We start from the raw sequence: 21,912 nt of genomic DNA on the forward strand, positions 1-21,912 counted from the left end.
ATCTTTAGGAACAAGCTCGTCAATACAGACGAACTCAAGAGAAGACTGAGTTTGGGGGCGAGAATTAAGCATGGCTTATTATAAAAAATCCCCGCCTAGGTTGGCGAGGACTTTGTCAGCAGTCTGAACGCCCATTAAATAATGGGCGTTTTTATTTTTTCAGTTGCTTAGCTGTTTGCTAGAGCTTTAATTCTGTCATCCAGTGGTGGATGGCTTGCTAATAATTCACCCAATGTCGGGCGCTTACCTGCGTTAATGCCAAATGCCATCATGGTTTCTGGCATATGGGATACTTCACTCTCTTTTTTGATACGGATAAGTGCTGCCATCATGTCTGATTTGCTTACTAATTGCGCACCTGCGATATCAGCCTTGTATTCACGGTAACGCGAGAACCACATGACTATCATAGAGGCCAAAATACCGAATAAGATTTCGAAGATGATGGTGGCAATATAATAACCCCAGCCTACACCGCCTTCGCCTTCATCATCTTTACGTAAGAACTGATCAACCGCATAGCCTGCAATACGGGCAAAGAACATAACAAATGTATTTACTACACCTTGTATTAGCGTCAGGGTAACCATGTCACCATTTGCAACGTGACCAATCTCATGGCCAAGTACCGCTTCGATCTCGTTAGGTGGGAATCTATCCATCATACCTTGAGAAACAGCGACTAACGCATCATTTTTATTCCAACCTGTAGCAAAAGCGTTGGCATCATGGCTTGGAAATATTGCTACTTCAGGAGTTTTTATACCTGCTTTATGAGCTAGTTGAGCAACTGTGTCTAATAGCCACTTTTCTTTATGGTTAGCAGGAGAGTCGATTATCTGAGCTCTGGCACTCATTTTTGCCATTTTTTTAGAAAGCAAAAGCGAAATAATACTGCCAGTAAAACCAAATACAGCACAAAATGCGAGTAGTGAGCCAAGGTTAAGGCCATCATTTGAAATGTATCTATCTACACCTAAAACACTGAGGACTATGCTAGCAACTATCAACACGGCGATGTTGGTGGCTAGAAATAATAATATACGCATTACAATTTGCTCCAAAATTAATCATGGCGTTAAGCCTGTTGAGCTAATCATATGGTCTTAATGTGTTTTTTCAAGCTTAAAAATAAGCATTTGAATGCAATTCACATTCCATTTGAACTGCTTATCACCTGAGGATGGCGATAAGCAGTACACTGAGTGGGGATAATCGCTTTGTTAGGTTTGGATTTAGTTATTTTCCTGGTGTCATACTTGCCATCACCCCGTCTTTACGAACGAATTTATGAAATAGCGCGCCACCTATATGAAATACGAGTAAAACTAGTAATAGGTTAATCGCACTTTTATGCAAACCTCTCATTAATAGAAAATCCGCTTCAAGGTAGCCTGAGGTAGAGACTTGGCTTAAATTGAATAAAGTGAAGGGCATCACTGGGAGTTCATGCAGACTTGCACTCAAGTAGCCAGTAATAGGAATCATGATAAGGCATGCGTACAAAGCAAGATGTACAAAACTGGACACACGTTTTTGCCAGCTTGGAATAGCATGCACGGGTCTCTCTGTTCTCACGATAAAACGTTTAACAAGTCTAAGAATGATAAATAGAGTAAGGATAGAGCCAATACTGGAATGGCCAATTAGCATATTGGTTTTATCTTCAACGCTAAGGGCGCTCGCAAAGCCGAATTTAGCCAAAAGCATGAGTAAAATGAGAGTCGCTACAAACCAATGTAATAGCTTGTAGACGGTATCGTATCGCGTGACGTGAGTTTGTGATGAGGTGTTCATCATGAGTGTATCAGGATTTAAATTTGATCGAGTTTGAATTGACATAATTGAGCTCCAATCGAAAGTTGCTTTATTATGACTGTTGTCTGTATATTGATAATCAGTTAATTAATGAAAAGATTGTTTTATATGCAGAACAATGATCTCAACCAAATCCGTATTTTTATCAAGGTTGCTCAATTCTCTAGCTTTACGAAAGCAGCAGATGTGCTTGATATCGAAAAATCCACCGTGAGTGCCAAGATTAGCCAACTTGAAGCATCTCTAGGGATTCGCTTGTTAGAAAGAACGACTCGCTCTGTTAGGTTGACTGAAGCAGGAAGAGAATACTTAACCTATTGCGAACAAGCACTTAATACCCTGGCTCAGGGGAATGATTACATCAGTTCATTGAAAGGCGCACCTTCTGGAACAATTCGGTTCTGTGCACCGAACAATTTGATTGATTTTATTTTATTGAGTGTGATCGAGCCCTTTCTTAAGCAGTACCCTAAAGTGAACCTTGAAATACATCAGGTTAATTCAGATGAGGGGTTCTTTTCTGGTGATTATGATTTAGCCATACGAAATCATAGAGGGGAGTTGAAAGATACGAGCTTAATATGCCGGCCTTTATTTGAAAGCCAATGGGTTTATGTCGCAAGTCCAGAACACCTTAAAGAGTTTGGTTATCCAAATACGCCTGAGATCTTATTGGAGCAACCGAGCATTGGCTTAAGGAATGCGAGCTTGAATAAAACCTATGATCCAAATTTAATCTGGCAAGGTAAAAGGCTCACATTTAAGCACCGATTTGCGGTAGATAATATGAGAACTGTGATTGCTTCGATAAAATTGGGGCTTGGTTTAGGTATGGTGCCAAAAAATATGGTCCAAACGGAATTAGAGAAAGGGGAGTTGATTGAAATAGTAAAAGAGATTCAGATACCTCCTACGTCACTTTATCTCATTTATCCCTCTAGAGAAGGGCAACCGGCCAAACTCACTAAATTTATCGACGTTTTGATGCAATGGGCAAAAGCTAACAGCTAGTATATAAAGCCTTATATAAATAAGTGCTATTAGCCAAAGGGTTCCCTGATACGAGAGCGCTGGGTTAATTCTTATCTTTTTCTAAACTAGTTCTAAACCAGCGGGTAGATAAATTGGGCTAACCTACAATTTATACCAATATGTCGTGAATTAATTGAATAAAAAGGGAACATCTAGATGAAAACAATCGCATTTAGTTTAACCATGCTGTCTTTAGTTGGCTGCTCTCAAGCCAGTTTACCTGTGAGCTCAATGGATTTGTCTGATTACAAAGGTAGCGGAGCCATTAGCCAAGGCCCAGCTAAAACCATCATTAAAAACTTGTATGAATGCGATAGAGGCAGAGCTCGGATTGCGGGTGTTGGAGAGGTACAAGATGTTAATGGAAATGTCTGGGTTGTGCCTGGTGTAAATCATTTTACTAGTGCTCCTATTAGTTCCGATTTACATAATGAATGTACGGGGTATCGGCCTAATAGCCTCTCTCAGGTCAATTTAAATAAGGTTCCGGTTGTCGAGGTTGATCCTGATGGTGAGATAGTCACTGGTTATATTTTTGCCGATAACTACTTTGAGCTTTATATCAATGGCGTCATGGTTGGTGTTGATTCAGTGCCTTTCACTCAATTTAATTCCAGTGTGGTGAAATTTAAGGTCAAAAAACCCTATAGTATCGCTGTTAAAGTCATTGATTGGGAAGAAAACCTCGGTTTAGGCACAGAAAGTAATAGGGGGAGTAACTATCACCCAGGTGACGGTGGTTTTATTGCCAGCTTTAGTGATGGCACTATCACGAATGCTGATTGGCAGGCTCAAACCTATTACACTGCGCCTATTTATGATTTAACGTGTCTAGTTGAGCCTAACAGCCTTCGTTATTCAAAAACTTGTTCAACAAAAGGCGTAGATAACGGATCTAATGCCTATGCTATTCATTGGAAAACACCAAGCAATTGGCAAGCACAATCGTTTGATTCAACAGATTGGCCTGCTGCAACCACCTATACAGAATCAGTGATAGGTGTTGATAATAAAAAAGCTTACATGAATTTTAGAGAGAAGTTTGCAGGCGCTGGAGCAGAGTTTATTTGGTCAACTAACGTGGTTTTAGATAACGAAGTGTTGTTAAGATATCAGGTTAAATAATCAAAAAAATGGCTTCACTATTTTGTTGAAGCCATTTTCATTTCTAGCTGGAAGAAGCATGAGACAAACTATTTTAGTTGTTGATGATAAGCATAATGTGCAACAGCTGCTGACCGAGTTTTTAACAGGTCAAGGCTACCAAGTAAGGCTTGCAACAAATGGAAAAGATGCACTTGTCTCTATAAAGGAAGAAACGCCAGATCTCATTTTATTAGATGTCATGATGCCTTTCATGGATGGTTATGAGTTCATGAAAGTCTTGCGTAAAACGAGCAATTTGCCTGTCATTATGATCACAGCTAAACAGCATGAAAGTGATTTAATTAAAGGTTTTGAGCTGGGAGCTGATGATTATGTGAGTAAACCTTTTCGTTTAAGCGAGTTATTAGCAAGGCTTAAAGCAGTATTAAGGCGGTCGGTTAGTTATGATGAAATTAAAACAAGCCATATTTACGCAGGTCTTAAGTTAGACAAATCAACGAATGAGGTTATCTACCTAGAGACTCAAATAATACTGACAGCTAGTGAATTTTGTTTATTAAATTTATTGGTTCAGCGTGCTGAGCAAACCGTTAATAAAGCTGATTTATGCCGCTACTTGATTGAAAATGGTAACACAGGGCTTGAATCCACTTTGAAAATTCATATTCGTAACCTGCGATTAAAACTGGCTGAAAATACAAACAATGCTTTTGATATCAATAGTGTATTTGGTGTCGGTTATCGATTAAGTGTTATGACAGAATGAAAATGTCTCTGAGAATTAAGCTAACGCTAAGTTACTTCGCTTTAACGAGTTTTACTGGCATTGTGATATTTCTACTTATCTATTTAACGTCTGATCAAAGATTAAAAAGCTTAGTTGATCAAGAACAACAGGCTGAGATCATTGCCGAAGTGATTAATTGGTATGAAATTGAAGGTTCATGGCAAGGGTTTGAAGAATACTATATAAACCTACATCCATTAAAACTTGATAATAAAGTTAATCTAGCTGGGCGAAACTCTACCAAAAAGCCGCTTGAGAGGCCAACTAAAAGGCGTATAAATCAGCATGGTATTTTGGATGCAGATAAAAGAGTACTAAAGCAATTTTTAACTTTCTCCACTGGCGACACTCCTCCTGATGTCTACCTCACCAAGATTAAACCGATAGAAATAGATGGTGAGGTGATTGCTTGGTTAGTGCCAAAAGATGGTAAGGGTATTAGCTTACAATCAGAGAAGAAAATCTTTTTTGAGCATACAAATCAAGTTCTTCTGATAGCTGTAGCGACAGCATTATTTGTTGCGGCAATCTTAGGAGGAATATTAGCAAAATACTTGCTAAGACCAATCGAGGCACTAACAAAAGCAAGTCAGGCTATGGCAAAAGGTGACTTGAAACAGTCTGTTGTAAAAACGTCTCGTGATGAGCTCGGTGAATTAGCAGAAAGCTTTAATAAAATGAGTGCTGAGTTAGCTCTTGCAGATATAAAAAAGCGTCAAATGACAGCCGATATTGCTCATGACTTAGGGACGCCATTGCAGGTGATATCTGGCTATATAGAAATGGCACAAGATCTTAATTCCCCTTTAGACTCCTCTAAACTAGACATTATCTCTGGTGAAATTGGCCAAATAAAGCGACTTTTAACCGACTTGAGCATTTTATCGGAAGCAGATGAACAAACCCTAAGCGTTATTTGTACTGAGGTGAATTTAGTAAAACTCTTTTCACGTATAGAAGGCGCTTTCCAAGCGCAATGTCTGAGTGTAGGGGTAAGCTTTAAAACAAATGTTGAGCATGGTTTATCCTCTGTCTTATTAGATGAAGAGCGTATGGTCCAAGTATTAAGTAACCTTGTGAGTAATGCTTTACGTTACAGCCAAGTTGACGGTGAAATTGTGTTAAAAGTGAAGCGTGAAAAGGCTTATTTGATAATAGAAGTGAAGGATAATGGTATCGGTATTGAGGCAAAGCACTTACCCTTTGTTTTTGATCGCTTTTATCGGGTTAGTCATAGCCGTAGCAGTGAGATTGGCCATATGGGTCTTGGTTTATCTATTACTAAAGCGCTGGTGGAGTTACAAAATGGTGTAATAAAAGTCGATTCGGCTGGTATAGGTAAAGGTTGCAATTTTCAGATACGTTTTAAGATGTTTAATATGGGGAAATGAGCAATAACATTCAAGAAACTACCTAATTTATGCTTTATTTTAGTGTTTAAATACAAAATAGGTAATGAGGGGTAATGAGTTTGGAATTAACACAAATATTGGCATATATGACTGCGCTCGCTATCGCAGCGGCTATTCCCGGGCCAGGAATAACGGCACTTGTTGCAAGAAGTGTTAATAGTGGCGCTGGTGCGGGTTTTGTCATGCTATTCGGGTTAATTTTGGGTGACTTAACTTATTTATCTTTTGCTGTTTTTGGTTTGGCTCTTCTGGCAAGCAGTTTTGGTTTGCTATTTGTCTTGGTGAAATGGGGTGCGCTTTGTTATTTGTGCTACTTAGCATATTGTTTTTGGACTGCAGAGCATCAAAACCTAGATAGCCAAGCTGAACCTAAGAAAAAAGATTATATTAGTGCGGCAATCTCGGGCTATACCATCACATTAGGCAACCCTAAAACGATTGCTTTTTATATGGCTCTTTTACCAGTCGTGATTGATTTAGAGTTGGTAAATATCACGACTTGGGCTTTTGTATTGGTGCCTAGTACCATGCTTGTTCTACTTGTGGTAGGTGCTGTTTTCATTCTTGCTGCTATGGCAGTACGACAAGCCTTGTCGAGTGAAAAGGCACAAACCCTGTTACACCGTGGTGCTGCAACAACTATGCTAGGCGCTGCTGCTAGCATGTTCGTTAGAGAGTTCTAAGCTCTCTTTTAGCTGATTGAGTGTTTGATCATACTTTTTAATAAAGAGATAGTTGAGACCTGCTATGGATTGGAAGCCTAAGGTATAAGCTATCTCTTTAGTGTTATAGCCCTTTTTAGAAAGATTTATAGCAAATTCACATATCACCTGATCAAGACAGTTCTGGAAACTTGTATCATGAGACTTTAATAATCTAGATAATGTTTTTGTGGTTGTTCCTAATTGGTCAGAAATATCTTTTAGGCTAGGCTTTTTGCCCTTGTAAATATTATTTCGGATAAGTTTGTTTACACTTAATACACAGCCTTTGATACTTTTGTAATAGTTTGATTTTTTCAAGAATTTATCACGATTTTTATTGAAGAAAGTTGGGTGCTTCATTATAGAGGGAAGCGGGAGTAATTCTTTTTCTATTTTTATTGATCTTGAATGTTTATTCGGTTTGTTTATCTTGTATATGAAAGGCTCTGTTTTTATTATATGAAAATCAGTTTTGAAGAAACGAATATATTTCTCTAGCATAAGGCATGATAAATCAAGAATATCGTCATTAAATTCTTTAAAAGTGCCTGGGTTTTCTATAATAAACTCTACCCCTTCTGAATTTGTCTTTTCTAACTTAAAATCAAAGCTTGGCTCTAGAATACAGAAAGCATTCTTAATCAGCTCCAGACCTTCTATCAGGCTGGGTGCAGAGAGTAGTGTAAAGCCAAAACCACCCAAATCAGATATGTTTAAATTCTCTTCTAGCACGTTAGCAATCTTTTCGTCAGGTGCCAAATAGCTCTTTATTAGCGCAAGTGATTTAATGAGAGTCTCAATTGTAATTTGGTTATGTTCATTTCTAAGGTCTTTATAACTAAAATTACAAGTGTGATATAACTCATCAAGATTTAAATTGTTTTTCAAATAAAAATCATGCGCCATTTTTAACGCATAAGTTGATATTAAGTTGAAGGATAAATGTTTCAAATCTTATCTCATCGAAAATATGTTTTTATAGCTTGTCTTATTATTTATATAGCTTTCTATTTTGAAAGTAAAACAAAATATTTATGAGATATATTCTTATTTGTAATGGGTGGGTTGTAAAAAATGAGACTACTTTCTTTAAAAAGTGAGACTGGTTCGTTTTGTCCCTTTTCTTATGTTTGTTGTCTTTATTCTTTGTTGTTTTAAACGCTTTTCTACATGGATACTTTGTCTTGCAAGTTTGCGCTAGGTAAATCAGCACAAATAAATAATTAAAATTAAGTGTTGCCTTGTGCCTTGCATAACAATGAACATTATAGATGGATGATAATAATGAAAAAATTAGCAGTGTTAACGTCTGCAGCTTTTGCTGCGCAAGTGGGTTTTGCTAGTAATTTGTTGGATGAATATTTTAATACACCTGAAAATGGTGGCACCATTACTTACTTTGAAAGCCAAAGCTTTGGTAAATCGAGTAATGGTAGCGATTTTGACATGTGTGATAATTATATGAATAAGCGCATGCCGGGAGACAAAATTACATCTATCACGGCTTACAGCGGTGATGAACGCATCAAAGGGCTAAAAATTCAGTACTTATATGCAGATGATGAGTTAGTAGGCAAAACGGATGGCAGTGGTACAGAAAAACTTTTAGGCGGCACTGAATACATTCAGGGCTGGCGTATGTATAAGAAGAATGCTGACAATATTTCACGTATTAGATTATATGTTGAGGATATGCATGACGGCTCAACTCGAGAATTATATTTTGGCTCTAACAACGGCTGGGATAAATGGCAATCCTATGATTTAGCGATTGATACTCGTTCTGTTGTGGGATTTGCAGGAACGGCTAGTGACTCAAAAATATGGAGTATCTATCCTTGTATCGGTGACAGGTTAGACTTAGAAGAAGTTGATGTTGAGATTCATTGGGATCAAATCAGTGACTATTCTGGTACTAAAACCTACTTTGGGGAGCGTTTACTACAAAACTCATCAAGTCTGATACAAGGTGATACGGCTGAAGTTTGGTATGTTGATGGTAAAAGCCAAACCGATTCTTGGACAGAAACACTAGGCGTGTCAGTTACCGCAGGTGTCAGCTTGACTGAAGGTTATAAAGTGGGTGTGCCTGGAACCGTAGAACAAAGTGGCTCAATTACATTTAACTTTTCAGAGACGTTTAATGCATCAACCACGGTTGGGGAAGACACTACCGTGAATAATCAAACAACAGAAAAAGAAGCGATGCCAGCGAATGTACCTGCTTACGGTTTAATGCTGGCAAGAATGGAAGTGCAAAATAGTGAGGTTGATATTCCCTACACAACAACAGTTCGTAACCCTCATAATAATGAAGAGTTTGAATTTAAAGGGGTAATTTCTGGTTCGGATTATTCTAATTCGATCAAACGTTGGGATGAAATCGGTAAAACATACCCCGACAGATACGAAATTTATGAGAGCTATGAATGGGTGCTTGATCAATATGCACTAGAGAATGTGACGATTATTGATGATCCAGTCATTGAAGAGTAAAGGCTAATTCTCGTTTTATAGGGTGACGCGATTGCGGCGCCCTTATTTGTCTTTTTAGGTCTAGATAGCGTCCTCTTTTACCCTTTGGCTGACATCACTTTTTCGGTACTTTAACTTGTGTTAAATCCTTAAGGTGTGATTGGAGATATAAATGCTAAACATGAATATGAGTAAACAAGGAGATGCAATAAATCAGTATTGCCCAAGATCAGGTAAAGATGTAGTTTCAAACTCTTATACACTTTACCGTGAGTATACCGTTGGTTTTTGTAACCCGGGTTGTCGTGATGATTTTCGAGACAACCTCAATGAAAGGCCTAAAGATAGGGCTTTTTTCGATAAGTTAATTGATAGTTTAATGTAATAAAGTCGAGTGCCTAAGTCGCACATCAAGTAAGAGTGATTTATTAATTACATTATACTTAACCACACAAAGCGCCTTTTCATGGCGCTTTTTATTTTTACTCTCAAGCCTTTCTTTAATATGGCTAAGTTTTTCTAGCATGCTAGGGAAGTCGTAATTAGTCTAAAATGATATTAGTCAAATTGTGCTTTAGTTCAATATGGCAAGATAGGCGCCAAATCTATAAGTGATATTTATTGAAATATAAAGTTTCGTCCCCATTTTATTAGGGCTACAAGAGATAACGTAACTTTTGATATGAGCTGACACAAACGGCTGTATTTTATTTTCATGAAATCAACCATGTTTTTGATGGTGTTTAGATATCTAGCCAAGCATTTTGGCATGAATCCCCATTAAGCGTTACATAATAAATAGAGAGAATCGAATGGCACTAAATAACATAGAAGACATTATTACAGATATCAGAGACGGTAAGATGGTCATCTTGATGGATGACGAAGACAGGGAGAATGAAGGCGATATTATTGTTGCTGCCGAAAAAGTTACGCCTGAAATTATTAACTTTATGGCGAGCAAAGCTAGAGGTCTCATCTGTTTAACTCTGACACCAGAGCGCTGTGATTATTTAGGCTTACCTTCTATGGTGGCAGGGAATGGATCTAAGTTTAGTACGCCGTTTACTGTTTCCATTGAAGCGGCGGAAGGGGTAACAACTGGGATCAGTGCCGCTGATAGGGCCAAAACAGTTTTTGCTGCTGTTAATCCTATGGGTAAACCTGACGATATTGTTCAACCTGGTCATATCTTCCCTCTAAGAGCGCAAGCGGCTGGCGTATTATTACGTGCCGGTCACACAGAAGCAGGCTGCGATTTAGCAAAACTTGCTGGTCTACAGCCAGCTAGCTGCATTGTCGAAATAATGAATGACGATGGCACTATGGCAAGAAGACCAGAGTTAGAAGAGTTTGCTAAGGAGCATGATCTTAAAATTGGCACCATTGCTGATTTAATTAAATACCGTATGGCAAATGAACACACGATTGAAAAGCTTAGCCAAGATACATTAGATACAGCCTACGGTGAATTTGACCTTCATTTATATAAAGACACAATTAACAATGAAGCCCACATGGTTCTTACGCATGGGGATGTGGCTGCCAGTGAAACGCCTCTGGTGAGAGTACAGTCTCAAGAAACCTTAAGGGATGTGCTAGGTGTGAATAGTCCAGGGTCTCATAGCTGGCCTATGCCAGAAGCGTTAAAGACAATTGCTAATTCAGATGCAGGGGTTCTTGTATTGCTTAATGTCGGCGAAAAAGAAAGCGTGATAGATTCAGTTGAAACCTTCTTGGGTCGCCAGAAGCCACAGCCTAACGCCAATATAGATAGTTCTGGCTCCTATGTGACAATAGGTACAGGTTCTCAGATTTTAAAAGACCTAGGTGTGAGCAAAATGCGACTACTGAGTAGTCCAATGAAATTTACCGGAATATCAGGCTTTGACTTAGAAGTCGTGGACTATCTCGAATACCAAAACTAATCGTTTATTTTGGCAAGCATTAAGATTTTAAGTATTAACTAACAATATTAGTGACACAGATAAGTAAGGGAAAAAAATGAAAAAGATCGAAGGTAACTTTAAGCCACTAGATGCGAAATTTGTCATTGTAAATACAACTTGGAATGAGTTTGTTGTAGATAAGCTAGTTGATGGTGCTGTTCGTGGTCTAACAAGGCACGGAATTAGTGAAGATGACATTACCTTGGTAAGTTGCCCAGGTGCATTTGAAGTGCCTTTAGTCGTTAAAAAATTAGCTGAAAGTGGCAAGTATGATGCTGTTATTGCCCTAGGTGCGGTTATTCGTGGTTCAACCCCTCACTTTGATTATGTTGCGGGTGAAGCGGTAAGTGGCTTAGGTAAAATCTCCTTAGATACGAATGTGCCAATTTCTTTTGGTATTCTAACCGTAGATACTATAGAACAAGCGATTGAGCGTGCTGGTACAAAAGCAGGTAACAAAGGTGAAGAATCAGCACTATGTGCTTATGAAATGGTGAGCTTGCTTAAACAAATCTAATAATTTGTAGATGGCATAACTTTTAGAGCCAGGCCTTTAGGGCCCTTCTATAAAGTCAGTGCTATAAAACAAAAAAGCCTTGATTAGAGTGAATCTGATCAAGGCTTTTTTATGGGGAGTGTGGCCTTGCCTGAACTTAGTACTTGCTTGCTCGTCTTACAAATCCGGGCGTTTCAGCAAAAAATGCTTTAAACGCTTTACTAAAAGCGGCCTCCGAGGAGTAGCCAGCATCTTCAGCAATTTGATACATAGAATCATCCGTCCCTTCTAATCGTGTTTTTGCCTTTTGCATACGCCAGTTAAGTAGATAGGTTTTTGGCGCTTGGCCAACCAGCTTGGAAAACTTATCTGTAAAGGCACTGCGCGACATAGCGACTTTTTCTCCTAACTTTTCGATGGTCCAAAAAGCTGACTCTTCTGCGTGTATTAGATTCAGAGTGGTGCCAATTTGTTGATCATTGAGGGCGGCGAGGTAATTATGCTTATTTGGTTGAGAATTAAGAAAGTAACGAATAATTTGAATAAACAGTACTTCAGTTAACCTATCTAGCATTAAACTTGAGCCAGGTGAAGGAGAGCGAGATTCTCTTGAAAGAGTCGCAACGAGTTCACTCATCCATCTTTGTTCGTTATTTTGTTCTGCTTTGATGTGTATGAAACAAGGTAGGTCTCGAATGAAAGGGTGCTTCATTTTTGTATCATAGCTGAATGATCCACACATTAAGGTGTTTTTGATAATTTCTTGGCTGGGCTCTGTTTGTGTTTCAAAGGGGCTTTCGCCCGATAAAATTTTATCTAGAACAAAGCGACTCGGCATTTTGGGACTGTCTTGATGGTCACTGATCCAATGGGCGCCACCACTGGGAAAAGCGACAATATCTCCTTTATTTAAAATGATGGTATTTGAATTATTACTTATATTTAGTACACAGCTGCCTTCAAGTACGACATGGAACATACCTTCACTGTCTTCATCCATCACAATCCCCCAAGGTGCATGAAAATCACTGCAAAAATAGGTTTGAGTATTTAAACGCAGGGTTTTAAGTACATCGGTTAATGCATCCAAAAGAATCTCCAAAACTGAGGTAAGCTGTTAAAGCCAAGATATCAGGACAAAATGACAATTAATTTGGCTATTTCATCATATTTTGAAGCAAATATATAAGGATAATTGCATGTATTGAAAATATGAATACTTTGGAGATTAGCTATGAGTAAATCAAACACAGTCCCAGGACTCGCTTTATATCACTATCATGCTTGCCCATTTTGCGCTTATACACGCCAAGCTCTTGATAAACTGAAATTGAATGTAGAACGCAGGGATATTCAAAAAAGTGCTCAACACAGAGGTGACTTAATTGCTGGTGGTGGTAGCAAGCAAGTACCTTGTTTAAGAATTGAGCGTGAAGATGGCCAAGTTAAGTGGCTGTATGAATCTCAAGATATAGTGAAGTTTCTAGTGCATTACTCTCAACAAACAGACTTAATTGCGTAAGGGTATTGCAGATGAACTTTAAAGAAGTTGATGTCGCCATTATTGGCACAGGTACAGCTGGCATGTCTGCTTATCGAGCCGCTAAAGCTCATACGGATAGTATCGCTTTGATTGAAGCGGGTGAATATGGCACTACTTGTGCGCGTGTTGGTTGTATGCCAAGTAAATTATTAATTGCTGCTGCAGAAGCTGCGCATCATGCTCATCAGGCGGATATCTTTGGTGTTGACGTTAGCGGTATTAAGGTTGATGGTACCAAAGTACTTGAACGTGTCAGAAGTGAGAGAGATAGGTTTGTTGGTTTTGTAATTGAGTCTGTTGAAGGTTTTGATGCAAAACATAAGGTGAAAGGCTACGCAAGATTTGTTGATGACAACACACTTTTAATTGATGATCACACTCAAATTAAAGCTAAGCGTATTGTCATCGCAACAGGCTCCAGACCTCACTTTGCGGATCTCTTTTATGAGGCTGGAGAAAGACTGCTTATTAATGATGATGTGTTTGAGCTTGAGGCCTTACCGAAATCGCTTGCTGTGTTTGGACCAGGTGTTATTGGACTGGAATTAGGTCAGGCATTGAGTCGTTTAGGTGTTGAGGTAAAGGTATTTGGGCGTAGCGGTTCGTTAGCGGGGATCCAAGATCCAACGATCAAAGAGTATGCTCAAGCGACATTTAACAAAGAGTTTGTATTGGACTTAGACACAGATCTTAAGCGTATTAGTAAGCTTGATAATGGTGTTGAAGTTGAATATATCAATGAAAAAGGCCTAAGTGTTACAGAGTGTTTTGAATACATTCTGGCAGCGACAGGTCGAAAAGCTAATTTGGATAACTTAAATTTATCCTTAACTAGCTTAGAATTAGATGGGCGTGGTACTCCAATTTTTGATGAGAAGACCTTGCAAACAAGTTGTGATCATATCTTTATTGCAGGAGATGCTAATGCTTTTTTACCGCTTTTGCATGAAGCTGCCGATGAAGGTAAGACTGCTGGTTCGAATGCTGGAAGCTATCCAGAGGTGAAGGCTGGTTTGAGGCGAGCTAGCATTGCTGTTGCTTTTACTGATCCACAAATCGCCAGTATGGGGTTAACACTTTCTCAAATTAAACAAGCTTATGGTGATAACTTTGCCGTGGGTGAGGTGAGTTTTGAAGGACAAGGTCGCAGTCGAGTCATGGCTAAAAACCAAGGGATGCTTAAAGTTTATGCCGACAAGCATTCTGGCGAGTTTTTAGGGGCTGAGATGTTTGGTCCTGCTGCTGAACACGTAGCACATTTGTTATCTTGGGCAATACAGCAAAAGTTGACGGTTGCTGAAATCTTAGATATGCCTTTTTACCACCCTGTTATTGAAGAAGGGGTGAGAACCGCATTCAGAGACTTAGCATCAAACCTTAATGTTTAAGTTTATATCGCCTTATTTTATATGCCCTTAGGATAAAAAAATGACAAAGAAGTTAACAAAAAATCTTGTTTTTAAAGCGATGAAAGTGGCGAGTGTTGTCGGTACGGTATTGCTGATAATTAACCAATATGATGCTTTATTTGGCGATGCGGAGCTTAGACTTGCCTCAGCGTTATTGACGTATTGTGTTCCTTTTGTCGTATTTCTCTCTGGTAAACTCTCTAAAGACTAAGTGGGGATTACTTAGTTTGCTATCATTGCTTGCTAACAATTGGCGAGCAATGATTGTGTCTTTAATTTGCTAATTTCCCTTCCTAAAAAATGCCTTAATTTGCTTAATCCTGTGCAGTTGCTTGCTTAATTAAATACTCACTTCGATTTGTCTCTTTTAGTTGTGTAATTAACTTGCCCATGTTTTGGCATTTATCCTTGTTCATCACAAGTACAGCATCAGCTGTTTCTATCACAACTAGGTTCTCAACCCCTAGAGTAGCAACTAACCTAGATTCAGATTTAATTAAACACTGGCTAGAATCTTGGCTAATAACGTCTCCCATTAGGCTGTTCTTATCATCATCTTTTGATGATTGATCATATACAGCAGACCAATTACCTAAATCTTGCCAGTCACAATAAAAAGGAACGACTTTCGCCTTTTTAGTTTGCTCCATAACCGCATAGTCTATTGAGTTTGCAGGGCAGAGTTTAAAAGCATCTTCATTGATGCGGATAAAATCATCATCTTGTTTACGTTCGCCAAAGGCTAAATGACAAGCTTGGAAAATCTCAGTTTGATGATTTTTTAATTCATTAAGATAACTTTCTGCTTTAAAAGCAAACATCCCAGAATTCCAAAGGTAGCTTCCATTTTTTACATACTCTTGTGCCTTAGCCAAGTTTGGTTTTTCAATGAAAGCCATGACCTCATGATTTTGACCTGCTTTGATGTAGCCATATCCTGTTTCTGGGTAATTTGGTTTAATCCCAAAAGTTACTAGATTGTTATCTTGAGCTAATTTGTTTGCAGCTTTAATACTCTGATCGAAACTCTCATCCCATTTGATATGATGATCGGCAGGTAAAACTAATAAGGTGTTATTAGTGTTACTTTGTAATGACTCTAATGCGGCAAGGGCAATAGCGGGAGCCGTATTACGTGCTACAGGTTCAAGTAAAATACGTGTATTTGCCAGATAAGCGTAGCTTTGTTTCAAGCTTTCAATTTGCTGGGCAATTACAAAGCGATGCAATTGATTGCAAACAATGATTGGAGAATTCAAATTAAGGTGCGCTATATGCACTAGAGTTTGCTGCAATAGGCTTAAATCATTTTCCGTTAATGTTAGGCAAGGTTTAGGGAAGGCTAAACGTGAAGAGGGCCAAAGGCGGCTGCCAAACCCACCGCATAGAATAACGGGTGTAATATTCATGAATTCTGACTCAAGTTGCTCGTTAAAAACGGATTAAGATGACTTAATCCGTATGTCGCGCATACTAACTGAGTTTTAGATGTGAGGCTAATGCTTTAGTTGAGCTGAATTAATTTCAGAGCACTTAATTCAACTCAGTTGTAAAAGGTTATCTTTGAGAATTAAAGCCTTCTAATACGTTGACTGTGTTAATACCTATCTCTTCGACGGCATAACCACCTTCCATTACAAATAAGGCGGGTAGGCCAAGTTCTGCTATGCGTTTCCCATAATCATAAAAGTCATCAGATTTGAGCTTAAAAGCGCTGATAGGATCATTCTCAAAAGTATCGACACCTAATGATACGACAAGGATCTCAGCATTAAATTGTTTGATTTGCTCAAAGCTTCTCTCAAGTGCATTTCCCCATGTTGTGTAATCACTACCAGCAGCAAGAGGGTAATTAAAGCAATATCCTTCACCTTCGTTTTCGCCTATTTCATTGGCATGGCCTAAAAAGTAGGGGAAAGCGAAATCAGGGTCACCATGAATGGAGAGTGTTTGAACGTCATTTCTGCGATAGAAAATTTGCTGAGTACCATTACCATGGTGATAATCCACATCTAAAATGCTGACTCTGGCATATCCATTATCACGAAGGTGTTGGGCAGCAATTGCAGCATTATTTAAGAAACAGTAGCCTCCAAATTGATCGCGGGCGGCATGATGTCCTGGCGGGCGACAAAGTGCAAAGGCACTGTTTTCTCCTTGGATGATATGCTCGGCTGCTGTGAGGGCGACGTCCTTGGCGGCATTAACCGCTTGCCATGTGCCTGCTGAGATCGCGGTTTCTGCTGCTAAAGCATAATAGCCAAGCTGTGCTTCTATATTGCTTGGAATGACATTAGATGGCATGGAGCGGGAAGGCCAAATATTCGGGATCGCATCACAAGTATGGCCAGCGTCGAGCCACTTTTGCCAAACGTTTTGTAGAAAATTGACGTAATCCTTGCTGTGTACCTTATGAACTGTTTCAAGGTTAAAAGCTTGCTCGGAAATGGGCCTATCGAAACCTCTTTTATCAAGCTCTTTTAATATGTAATCGACCCGCTCTTTACGCTCAAAAGGTGGGACTAATTCCCCATTATGAATTTCGGCTTTAACTTGTCTTAATATGTGTTTATCAGAATAAATGGTTTTCATAGATAGCCTTTGAGTTTCTTATTTTTAGTTATTTCTGAGTTGAGAAAATAAGTTTAAAGCTAAAATATGTTAGATATTAGATGTATTATTTAACAAATCTTATAGCAAATTGAACATAATGATTAATGGTGGTGTCTATTATGATAAGTGGTGGGGGTATTTAAGGATTAAAGTATGGATGAATTAAACCGTAAGATGTTGGCCTTATTACAGCTAGATGGACGCATGTCGATTGCAGATCTTGCTAATGCGTTAAAGGTATCTAGGGCAACCGTAAAAACAAGGTTGGACCGTCTAATCGCAGAAGGGGAGATTACAGGTTTTAGTGTGCAACTAAAATCGGCATTAAGCCCTCATGCGGTTCGGGCTGTGATGATGCTTGAAATTGAGGGTAAACCTTCAAATAGTCTTATTGTTAGGTTAAGAGCCATGCCTGAAGTGCTAGCCGTACATTCAACTAATGGGCGTTGGGACTTTATTGTCGAAATAGGGACAGAGAGTCTTGAAAGTTTTGATCATACAATTAAAGCCATTAGACTGTTAGATAGTGTCTCTTTAAGCGAAACCAGCATTAAGTTAACAACCCATAAGTCACATGATTAAATAGCATGTTTTAAATAGTTTTGCTCGAACGACTGCTAACCTTAACTTTTAGTCGCTAAGTGTGGCCTAATCTAAGTGTTCGGTATTGGCTAGGGGAAATGCCCATTACCTTATTAAATACCCTTGAGAAATAATAGGCATCTTCATAGCCTAGTTCCCAGCCTACTTCAGCAACTCCCTTGTCACTTACATCTAATAGGTGACAGGCTCTTTCAATCTTCATCTGGATAAAATCATTGATAGGTGTTCGGCCTGTTAGTGTTTTATAACGTTTGATAAAGTGACATTTTGATAAATTAGCGGCGTTAGCTAGTGTTTCTACATCAAGCTGTTGATGTATGTGTGTCAGCATTAGACTTCTTATTAATTCTAAATCTAAGCTTTTATCAAATTGAGACTGCACCTGTTTATTGAGTAGGGCGATATGAGTGATTATTTGACTTAATAAGCTACAACTATGGAGGAAGCTTTCAAAAAGTGAGTTATTGAGTCTTGTATCTAAAAGTGCCTCGAAATCAGTAATTAATCGCGAATGTAGACCTATGGATAATATGTTGCTCTGGGATTGAGTGATAATCTCATCAAGATAGTCTTTAGCGAGTATGCCATCACAGTGAACCCAGTAGATGCTCCAAGGTGACTTTTTCTTAGCGGTATACTCATGAGAAAGTGTTTTTGGCAGTATTAAAAAGTCCCCCGTACTGACTTTTATACTTTTCTTATTAAGCTTTAATAAACCTTCACCCGCAACGCAATATATTAATAAATAATCATCGTGATCTAGTCTGGACATAGTGTGCCCTTGTGCTTTTTTGTAAAACCCCATCGCAACTGGGTGGAGAGATTTTCCAATCGGGTTTTCTTTGAGACTATTAATTACGGGTCTTGGCAATAAAAAACGAACACTATCATTGGGAATTGGCCAGTTTGACGTGTTGCTCATGTGTGGGCTCTCTAAAAAATAATGTACAAAGTTAACCTAAAGGTAAACTCGTGATGTTTATCGCAATATAGTCCATCAATAAAGCAACTTTATCAATCCTGAAGTAGGAGTTTGCGTGGTAAAACATATTTCTGTTGAAAAATAATAAATATGAGATTAACGTTAACGTAAAGGTAATGACTTTGCTTACAAAGCAAACTCTCTGATTAACGCAATCTCTAAACTCAAGGAGAAATGGTTATGACACATAAAGTTCCTATGCTAATTAATGGTGAGATGGTGCAAAGCACCTCTCAAAACTGGATTGATGTGACGGATCCCGCTACTCAAAATGTCATTGCAAGTGTTCCTTGTGCAACTGAACAAGAAGTTGAGCAGGCTGTTACTAGTGCACAGTTAGCATTTGAAACATGGAAAGAAGTGCCTGTGTCAGATCGTGCTCGTCTTATGTTGCGATACCAGGCTTTGCTAAAAGATCATCACGATGAACTTGCTACCATATTAAGTAAAGAAACAGGTAAAACCTTTGAAGATGCGAAAGGTGATGTCTGGCGTGGTATTGAGGTTGTGGAGCAGGCTTGTAATATTGCAGCGCTAAGTATGGGTGAAACAGTTGAAAATGTTGCCCGTAAAATTGACTGCTACAGCTACACTCAGCCACTAGGTGTGTGTTTAGGTATTACTCCGTTTAACTTTCCTGCCATGATTCCGCTTTGGATGTTCCCTATGGCCATCGCTTGCGGCAATGCTTTTGTACTAAAACCTTCCGAGCAAGACCCATTAACGCCTATGCGATTGGCTGAGCTCTTTATCGAAGCAGGCGCACCTGAAGGTTTATTGCAAATCGTACACGGTACTAAAGATGTGGTGAGTCAACTGTTAGTTCATCCTGAAGTACATGCCATTTCGTTTGTTGGCTCTGTTTCTGTTGCTGAGCATATCTACAAAACTGGTACCGATCATATGAAGCGAGTACAGGCTTTTGCTGGTGCTAAAAACCACATGGTGGTCATGCCAGATGCACAAAAACAGCAAGTTATTAATAACTTATTAGGTGCATCGGTGGGTGCAGGTGGTCAACGTTGTATGGCTATTTCTGTTGCTGTCTTTGTTGGTGAGTCTCGTCAGTGGGTACCTGAATTAAAAGAAGCTTTATCTAAAGTTAGACCAGGTGCTTGGGATGATGAAGGCGCTGGATATGGCCCTTTGATCAATCCTGCTGCGAAAGAACGTGTGTGTCGCCTTATCAGTGAAGGAATAGAGGCAGGTGCTGAATGTCTATTGGATGGGCGTGACTATAAAGTCCCCGGATTTCCAAATGGTAACTGGGTAGGGCCAACACTTTTCACCAATGTTAGCCGTGATATGTCGATTTATCAGGAAGAAATTTTTGGCCCCGTGTTGTTAGTCATTGAGGCGGATACCTTAGAAGAGGCGATCCAAATTATTAATGAAAACCCATATGGTAATGGTACCTCTATTTTTACTGCATCAGGTGCGGCTGCACGTAAATTCCAACATGAGATTAAAGTGGGGCAAGTAGGTGTAAATGTGCCTGTGCCTGTGCCACTTCCTTTCTTCTCATTCACCGGCTGGCGCAAGTCGTTTTACGGCGATCAGCATGCATATGGTAAACAAGCTGTACGTTTTTATACGGAAACTAAAACAATTACAGCGCGCTGGTTTGAAGATGATATTGCGCATGGTCCTAATATGACGATTCAACTTAAATAATTACAATCTGAGGTGACAATATGGCCAGCGATTATCTAGCCAGTGACTAGATCACCTCATTAACAATTTAATAGTTTTAAAGGCTTAGCTTGATGATATGGCTAAGCCTATTTTGGAGGCTTTAATGGATTTTGAATTAAACGAAGATCAGGTGGCATTTTCGGATATGGCAACTGCATTTGCTCGCAGTGAGTTGGAACCAAATGCAGCAAAATGGGATGAAGAGTCTTTTTTTCCGGTTGATGTGATTCGTAAGGCGGGTGAAATGGGTTTTGCCTCACTTTATACCCCAGAGTCTGCGGGTGGCCTAGGTTTAAGTCGTCTTGATTCAAGTATCATTTTTGAGCGCCTTTCTATGGGGTGTACCTCCACTACCGCTTATTTGACCATCCACAATATGGTGACTTGGATGGTGACCAGCTTTGCTAAGCCTAGTGTGCTTGAAAAATATGCAGAGTCTTTGATTAGTGCACAAGCCTTGGGTTCTTATTGTTTGACTGAACCAAATGCGGGATCCGATGCGGCTTCTTTAAAAACAACGGCTAAGAAAGAGGGTGATCACTATATCTTAAACGGCAGTAAGGTATTTATTTCAGGTGCTGGTAGTACAGATGTATTGGTTGTAATGGCTCGAACGGGTGGTCTTGGTGCCCGTGGAGTGTCTGCTATTGTGGTTGATGCTCATAGTGACGGTATTAGCTATGGCCGAAAAGAAGACAAAATGGGATGGAATAGTCAGCCAACACGCATGATCAGTTTTGATAATGTGAAAGTGCCAGTGGAAAACCTGTTAAGTGAAGAAGGTGAGGGTTTTGTGCTTGCCATGAAAGGGCTTGATGGGGGGCGAATTAATATTGCTTCCTGCTCTTTAGGAACGGCTCAGCAAGCTTTAAATCAAGCGCGTGATTATATGCAAGAAAGAAAGCAATTTGGCAAACAAATTGGTGATTTTCAGGGTTTGCAGTTCCGTTTAGCTGATATGGCGACTGAGCTTTTAGCCGCTAGGCAGTTAGTCCGCTTAGCTGCAAGTAAGCTGGACCTTGGCCATAAAGACGCGACCACTTATTGTGCTATGGCAAAACGTTTTGCTACCGATGTTGGCTTTAAGGTATGTGATGAAGCGCTACAGATTTTTGGTGGTTATGGTTATATCAAAGAATACCCAATGGAGCGCTATGTGCGTGATACAAGGGTACACAGAATACTTGAGGGAACTAACGAGATTATGCGTGTCATTATTGGCCGTCGTTTATTGGCAGACACGGATTCTGAATTTTAATCTCATCATAAATTGAACATTCTTGTGTT

Annotated in this window: 22 protein-coding genes; 15 read left to right on the forward strand and 7 right to left on the reverse strand. The window is 39.3% G+C overall.

Features of this window, described 5'->3' with window-relative positions; all coding sequences use genetic code 11:
- Positions 1-167 precede the first annotated feature (167 nt).
- A complete protein-coding gene (gene htpX, locus OA91_RS02120) occupies positions 168-1,049 on the reverse strand; it encodes a protease HtpX (protein WP_063336956.1) in 882 nt (293 codons plus the stop codon).
- A 190-nt stretch (positions 1,050-1,239) separates the two neighbouring features.
- A complete protein-coding gene (locus tag OA91_RS02125) occupies positions 1,240-1,842 on the reverse strand; it encodes a cytochrome b (protein WP_063336957.1) in 603 nt (200 codons plus the stop codon).
- A gap of 84 nt (positions 1,843-1,926) precedes the next feature.
- Here OA91_RS02125 and OA91_RS02130 point away from each other — a divergent pair, with 84 nt between their 5' ends.
- From OA91_RS02130 to OA91_RS02150, 5 genes are all read left to right on the forward strand, one after another.
- Positions 1,927-2,829 carry a LysR family transcriptional regulator gene (locus OA91_RS02130; RefSeq protein ID WP_063336958.1) on the forward strand — a complete coding sequence of 301 codons (903 nt, stop codon included), beginning with the start codon at positions 1,927-1,929 and terminating at the stop codon, positions 2,827-2,829.
- Positions 2,830-3,006: 177 nt separating this feature from the next.
- Positions 3,007-3,975 carry a hypothetical protein gene (locus OA91_RS02135; RefSeq protein WP_063336959.1) on the forward strand — a complete coding sequence of 323 codons (969 nt, stop codon included), beginning with the start codon at positions 3,007-3,009 and terminating at the stop codon, positions 3,973-3,975.
- 58 nt (positions 3,976-4,033) lie between these two features.
- Positions 4,034-4,723 (forward strand): response regulator transcription factor, encoded by a 690-nt coding sequence (locus OA91_RS02140; RefSeq protein WP_063336960.1) that lies wholly within the window; start codon positions 4,034-4,036, stop codon positions 4,721-4,723.
- On the forward strand, positions 4,720-6,135 hold the full coding sequence (locus OA91_RS02145; RefSeq protein WP_063336961.1) for a HAMP domain-containing sensor histidine kinase: 1,416 nt from the start codon (positions 4,720-4,722) through the stop codon (positions 6,133-6,135). Before OA91_RS02140 ends, OA91_RS02145 begins: the two co-directional genes overlap by 4 nt.
- 74 nt (positions 6,136-6,209) lie before the next feature.
- Positions 6,210-6,839, forward strand: a complete 630-nt coding sequence (locus OA91_RS02150; protein ID WP_063336962.1) for a LysE family translocator — start codon at positions 6,210-6,212, stop codon at positions 6,837-6,839.
- Here OA91_RS02150 and OA91_RS02155 read toward each other — a convergent pair.
- Positions 6,801-7,811, reverse strand: coding sequence for a helix-turn-helix domain-containing protein (locus OA91_RS02155; RefSeq protein WP_157203770.1), 1,011 nt, complete (start codon positions 7,809-7,811; stop codon positions 6,801-6,803). The two genes, OA91_RS02150 and OA91_RS02155, sit on opposite strands and share 39 nt — an antisense overlap.
- Positions 7,812-8,144: 333 nt before the next feature.
- Here OA91_RS02155 and OA91_RS02160 point away from each other — a divergent pair, with 333 nt between their 5' ends.
- From OA91_RS02160 to ribH, 4 genes are all read left to right on the forward strand, one after another.
- Positions 8,145-9,356: a hypothetical protein gene (locus OA91_RS02160; protein ID WP_063336964.1), complete on the forward strand. Its 1,212-nt coding sequence runs from the start codon at positions 8,145-8,147 to the stop codon at positions 9,354-9,356.
- Positions 9,357-9,507: 151 nt separating this feature from the next.
- Positions 9,508-9,720 (forward strand): hypothetical protein, encoded by a 213-nt coding sequence (locus tag OA91_RS02165; RefSeq protein WP_197477709.1) that lies wholly within the window; start codon positions 9,508-9,510, stop codon positions 9,718-9,720.
- A gap of 427 nt (positions 9,721-10,147) precedes the next feature.
- Complete coding sequence (gene ribBA, locus OA91_RS02170; RefSeq protein WP_063336965.1) at positions 10,148-11,263, forward strand: bifunctional 3,4-dihydroxy-2-butanone-4-phosphate synthase/GTP cyclohydrolase II; 1,116 nt, start codon at positions 10,148-10,150, stop codon at positions 11,261-11,263.
- A 76-nt stretch (positions 11,264-11,339) separates the two neighbouring features.
- Entirely contained in the window at positions 11,340-11,801 is a 462-nt protein-coding gene (gene ribH, locus OA91_RS02175) for a 6,7-dimethyl-8-ribityllumazine synthase (protein ID WP_046017150.1), read from the forward strand.
- 136 nt (positions 11,802-11,937) lie between these two features.
- On the opposite strand, the gene OA91_RS02180 is transcribed toward ribH, so the two are convergent.
- A complete protein-coding gene (locus OA91_RS02180) occupies positions 11,938-12,870 on the reverse strand; it encodes an AraC family transcriptional regulator (protein WP_063336966.1) in 933 nt (310 codons plus the stop codon).
- 144 nt (positions 12,871-13,014) lie between these two features.
- Between OA91_RS02180 and OA91_RS02185 the strand changes: the two genes are divergently transcribed.
- Genes OA91_RS02185 through nrtS form a run of 3 tightly spaced genes read left to right on the forward strand, consistent with a single transcriptional unit; the run spans position 13,015 to position 14,943 of the window.
- Positions 13,015-13,302, forward strand: coding sequence for a glutaredoxin family protein (locus tag OA91_RS02185; protein WP_052702104.1), 288 nt, complete (start codon positions 13,015-13,017; stop codon positions 13,300-13,302).
- Between the two features lie 11 nt (positions 13,303-13,313).
- The gene (locus tag OA91_RS02190; protein ID WP_063336967.1) at positions 13,314-14,711 is read left to right on the forward strand and encodes a dihydrolipoyl dehydrogenase; all 1,398 of its coding nucleotides are present in this window, start codon (positions 13,314-13,316) and stop codon (positions 14,709-14,711) included.
- 40 nt (positions 14,712-14,751) lie between these two features.
- Positions 14,752-14,943, forward strand: coding sequence for a nitrate/nitrite transporter NrtS (nrtS, locus tag OA91_RS02195; protein WP_046017153.1), 192 nt, complete (start codon positions 14,752-14,754; stop codon positions 14,941-14,943).
- A gap of 103 nt (positions 14,944-15,046) precedes the next feature.
- On the opposite strand, the gene OA91_RS02200 is transcribed toward nrtS, so the two are convergent.
- Positions 15,047-16,141, reverse strand: coding sequence for a mannose-1-phosphate guanylyltransferase/mannose-6-phosphate isomerase (locus OA91_RS02200; RefSeq protein WP_063336968.1), 1,095 nt, complete (start codon positions 16,139-16,141; stop codon positions 15,047-15,049).
- Between the two features lie 148 nt (positions 16,142-16,289).
- The gene (locus OA91_RS02205) at positions 16,290-17,324 is read right to left on the reverse strand and encodes a histone deacetylase family protein (RefSeq protein ID WP_063336969.1); all 1,035 of its coding nucleotides are present in this window, start codon (positions 17,322-17,324) and stop codon (positions 16,290-16,292) included.
- Positions 17,325-17,498: 174 nt separating this feature from the next.
- Between OA91_RS02205 and OA91_RS02210 the strand changes: the two genes are divergently transcribed.
- Complete coding sequence (locus tag OA91_RS02210) at positions 17,499-17,927, forward strand: Lrp/AsnC family transcriptional regulator (RefSeq protein ID WP_063336970.1); 429 nt, start codon at positions 17,499-17,501, stop codon at positions 17,925-17,927.
- 55 nt (positions 17,928-17,982) lie between these two features.
- On the opposite strand, the gene OA91_RS02215 is transcribed toward OA91_RS02210, so the two are convergent.
- The gene (locus OA91_RS02215; RefSeq protein WP_063336971.1) at positions 17,983-18,870 is read right to left on the reverse strand and encodes an AraC family transcriptional regulator; all 888 of its coding nucleotides are present in this window, start codon (positions 18,868-18,870) and stop codon (positions 17,983-17,985) included.
- Positions 18,871-19,110: 240 nt separating this feature from the next.
- Between OA91_RS02215 and OA91_RS02220 the strand changes: the two genes are divergently transcribed.
- A complete protein-coding gene (locus OA91_RS02220; RefSeq protein WP_063336972.1) occupies positions 19,111-20,604 on the forward strand; it encodes a CoA-acylating methylmalonate-semialdehyde dehydrogenase in 1,494 nt (497 codons plus the stop codon).
- Between the two features lie 124 nt (positions 20,605-20,728).
- Positions 20,729-21,883: an acyl-CoA dehydrogenase family protein gene (locus OA91_RS02225; protein ID WP_063336973.1), complete on the forward strand. Its 1,155-nt coding sequence runs from the start codon at positions 20,729-20,731 to the stop codon at positions 21,881-21,883.
- The last annotated feature ends 29 nt before the right edge of the window (positions 21,884-21,912 follow it).

Origin of the sequence: Marinomonas sp. SBI8L, assembly GCF_001624705.1 — a bacterium.
GTDB lineage: Bacteria > Pseudomonadota > Gammaproteobacteria > Pseudomonadales > Marinomonadaceae > Marinomonas.

Coding starts and splice junctions, on each gene's coding strand:
- OA91_RS02215 (WP_063336971.1), bottom strand. CDS start 18,870: ATGAGCAACACGTCAAACTGGCCAATTCCCAATGATAGTGTTCGTTTT.
- ribH (WP_046017150.1), top strand. CDS start 11,340: ATGAAAAAGATCGAAGGTAACTTTAAGCCACTAGATGCGAAATTTGTC.
- OA91_RS02130 (WP_063336958.1), top strand. CDS start 1,927: ATGCAGAACAATGATCTCAACCAAATCCGTATTTTTATCAAGGTTGCT.
- OA91_RS02140 (WP_063336960.1), top strand. CDS start 4,034: ATGAGACAAACTATTTTAGTTGTTGATGATAAGCATAATGTGCAACAG.
- OA91_RS02125 (WP_063336957.1), bottom strand. CDS start 1,842: ATGTCAATTCAAACTCGATCAAATTTAAATCCTGATACACTCATGATG.
- ribBA (WP_063336965.1), top strand. CDS start 10,148: ATGGCACTAAATAACATAGAAGACATTATTACAGATATCAGAGACGGT.
- OA91_RS02145 (WP_063336961.1), top strand. CDS start 4,720: ATGAAAATGTCTCTGAGAATTAAGCTAACGCTAAGTTACTTCGCTTTA.
- nrtS (WP_046017153.1), top strand. CDS start 14,752: ATGACAAAGAAGTTAACAAAAAATCTTGTTTTTAAAGCGATGAAAGTG.
- OA91_RS02225 (WP_063336973.1), top strand. CDS start 20,729: ATGGATTTTGAATTAAACGAAGATCAGGTGGCATTTTCGGATATGGCA.
- OA91_RS02135 (WP_063336959.1), top strand. CDS start 3,007: ATGAAAACAATCGCATTTAGTTTAACCATGCTGTCTTTAGTTGGCTGC.
- OA91_RS02185 (WP_052702104.1), top strand. CDS start 13,015: ATGAGTAAATCAAACACAGTCCCAGGACTCGCTTTATATCACTATCAT.
- OA91_RS02220 (WP_063336972.1), top strand. CDS start 19,111: ATGACACATAAAGTTCCTATGCTAATTAATGGTGAGATGGTGCAAAGC.
- OA91_RS02165 (WP_197477709.1), top strand. CDS start 9,508: ATGCTAAACATGAATATGAGTAAACAAGGAGATGCAATAAATCAGTAT.
- OA91_RS02205 (WP_063336969.1), bottom strand. CDS start 17,324: ATGAAAACCATTTATTCTGATAAACACATATTAAGACAAGTTAAAGCC.
- OA91_RS02200 (WP_063336968.1), bottom strand. CDS start 16,141: ATGAATATTACACCCGTTATTCTATGCGGTGGGTTTGGCAGCCGCCTT.
- OA91_RS02150 (WP_063336962.1), top strand. CDS start 6,210: ATGAGTTTGGAATTAACACAAATATTGGCATATATGACTGCGCTCGCT.
- OA91_RS02210 (WP_063336970.1), top strand. CDS start 17,499: ATGGATGAATTAAACCGTAAGATGTTGGCCTTATTACAGCTAGATGGA.
- htpX (WP_063336956.1), bottom strand. CDS start 1,049: ATGCGTATATTATTATTTCTAGCCACCAACATCGCCGTGTTGATAGTT.
- OA91_RS02160 (WP_063336964.1), top strand. CDS start 8,145: ATGAAAAAATTAGCAGTGTTAACGTCTGCAGCTTTTGCTGCGCAAGTG.
- OA91_RS02190 (WP_063336967.1), top strand. CDS start 13,314: ATGAACTTTAAAGAAGTTGATGTCGCCATTATTGGCACAGGTACAGCT.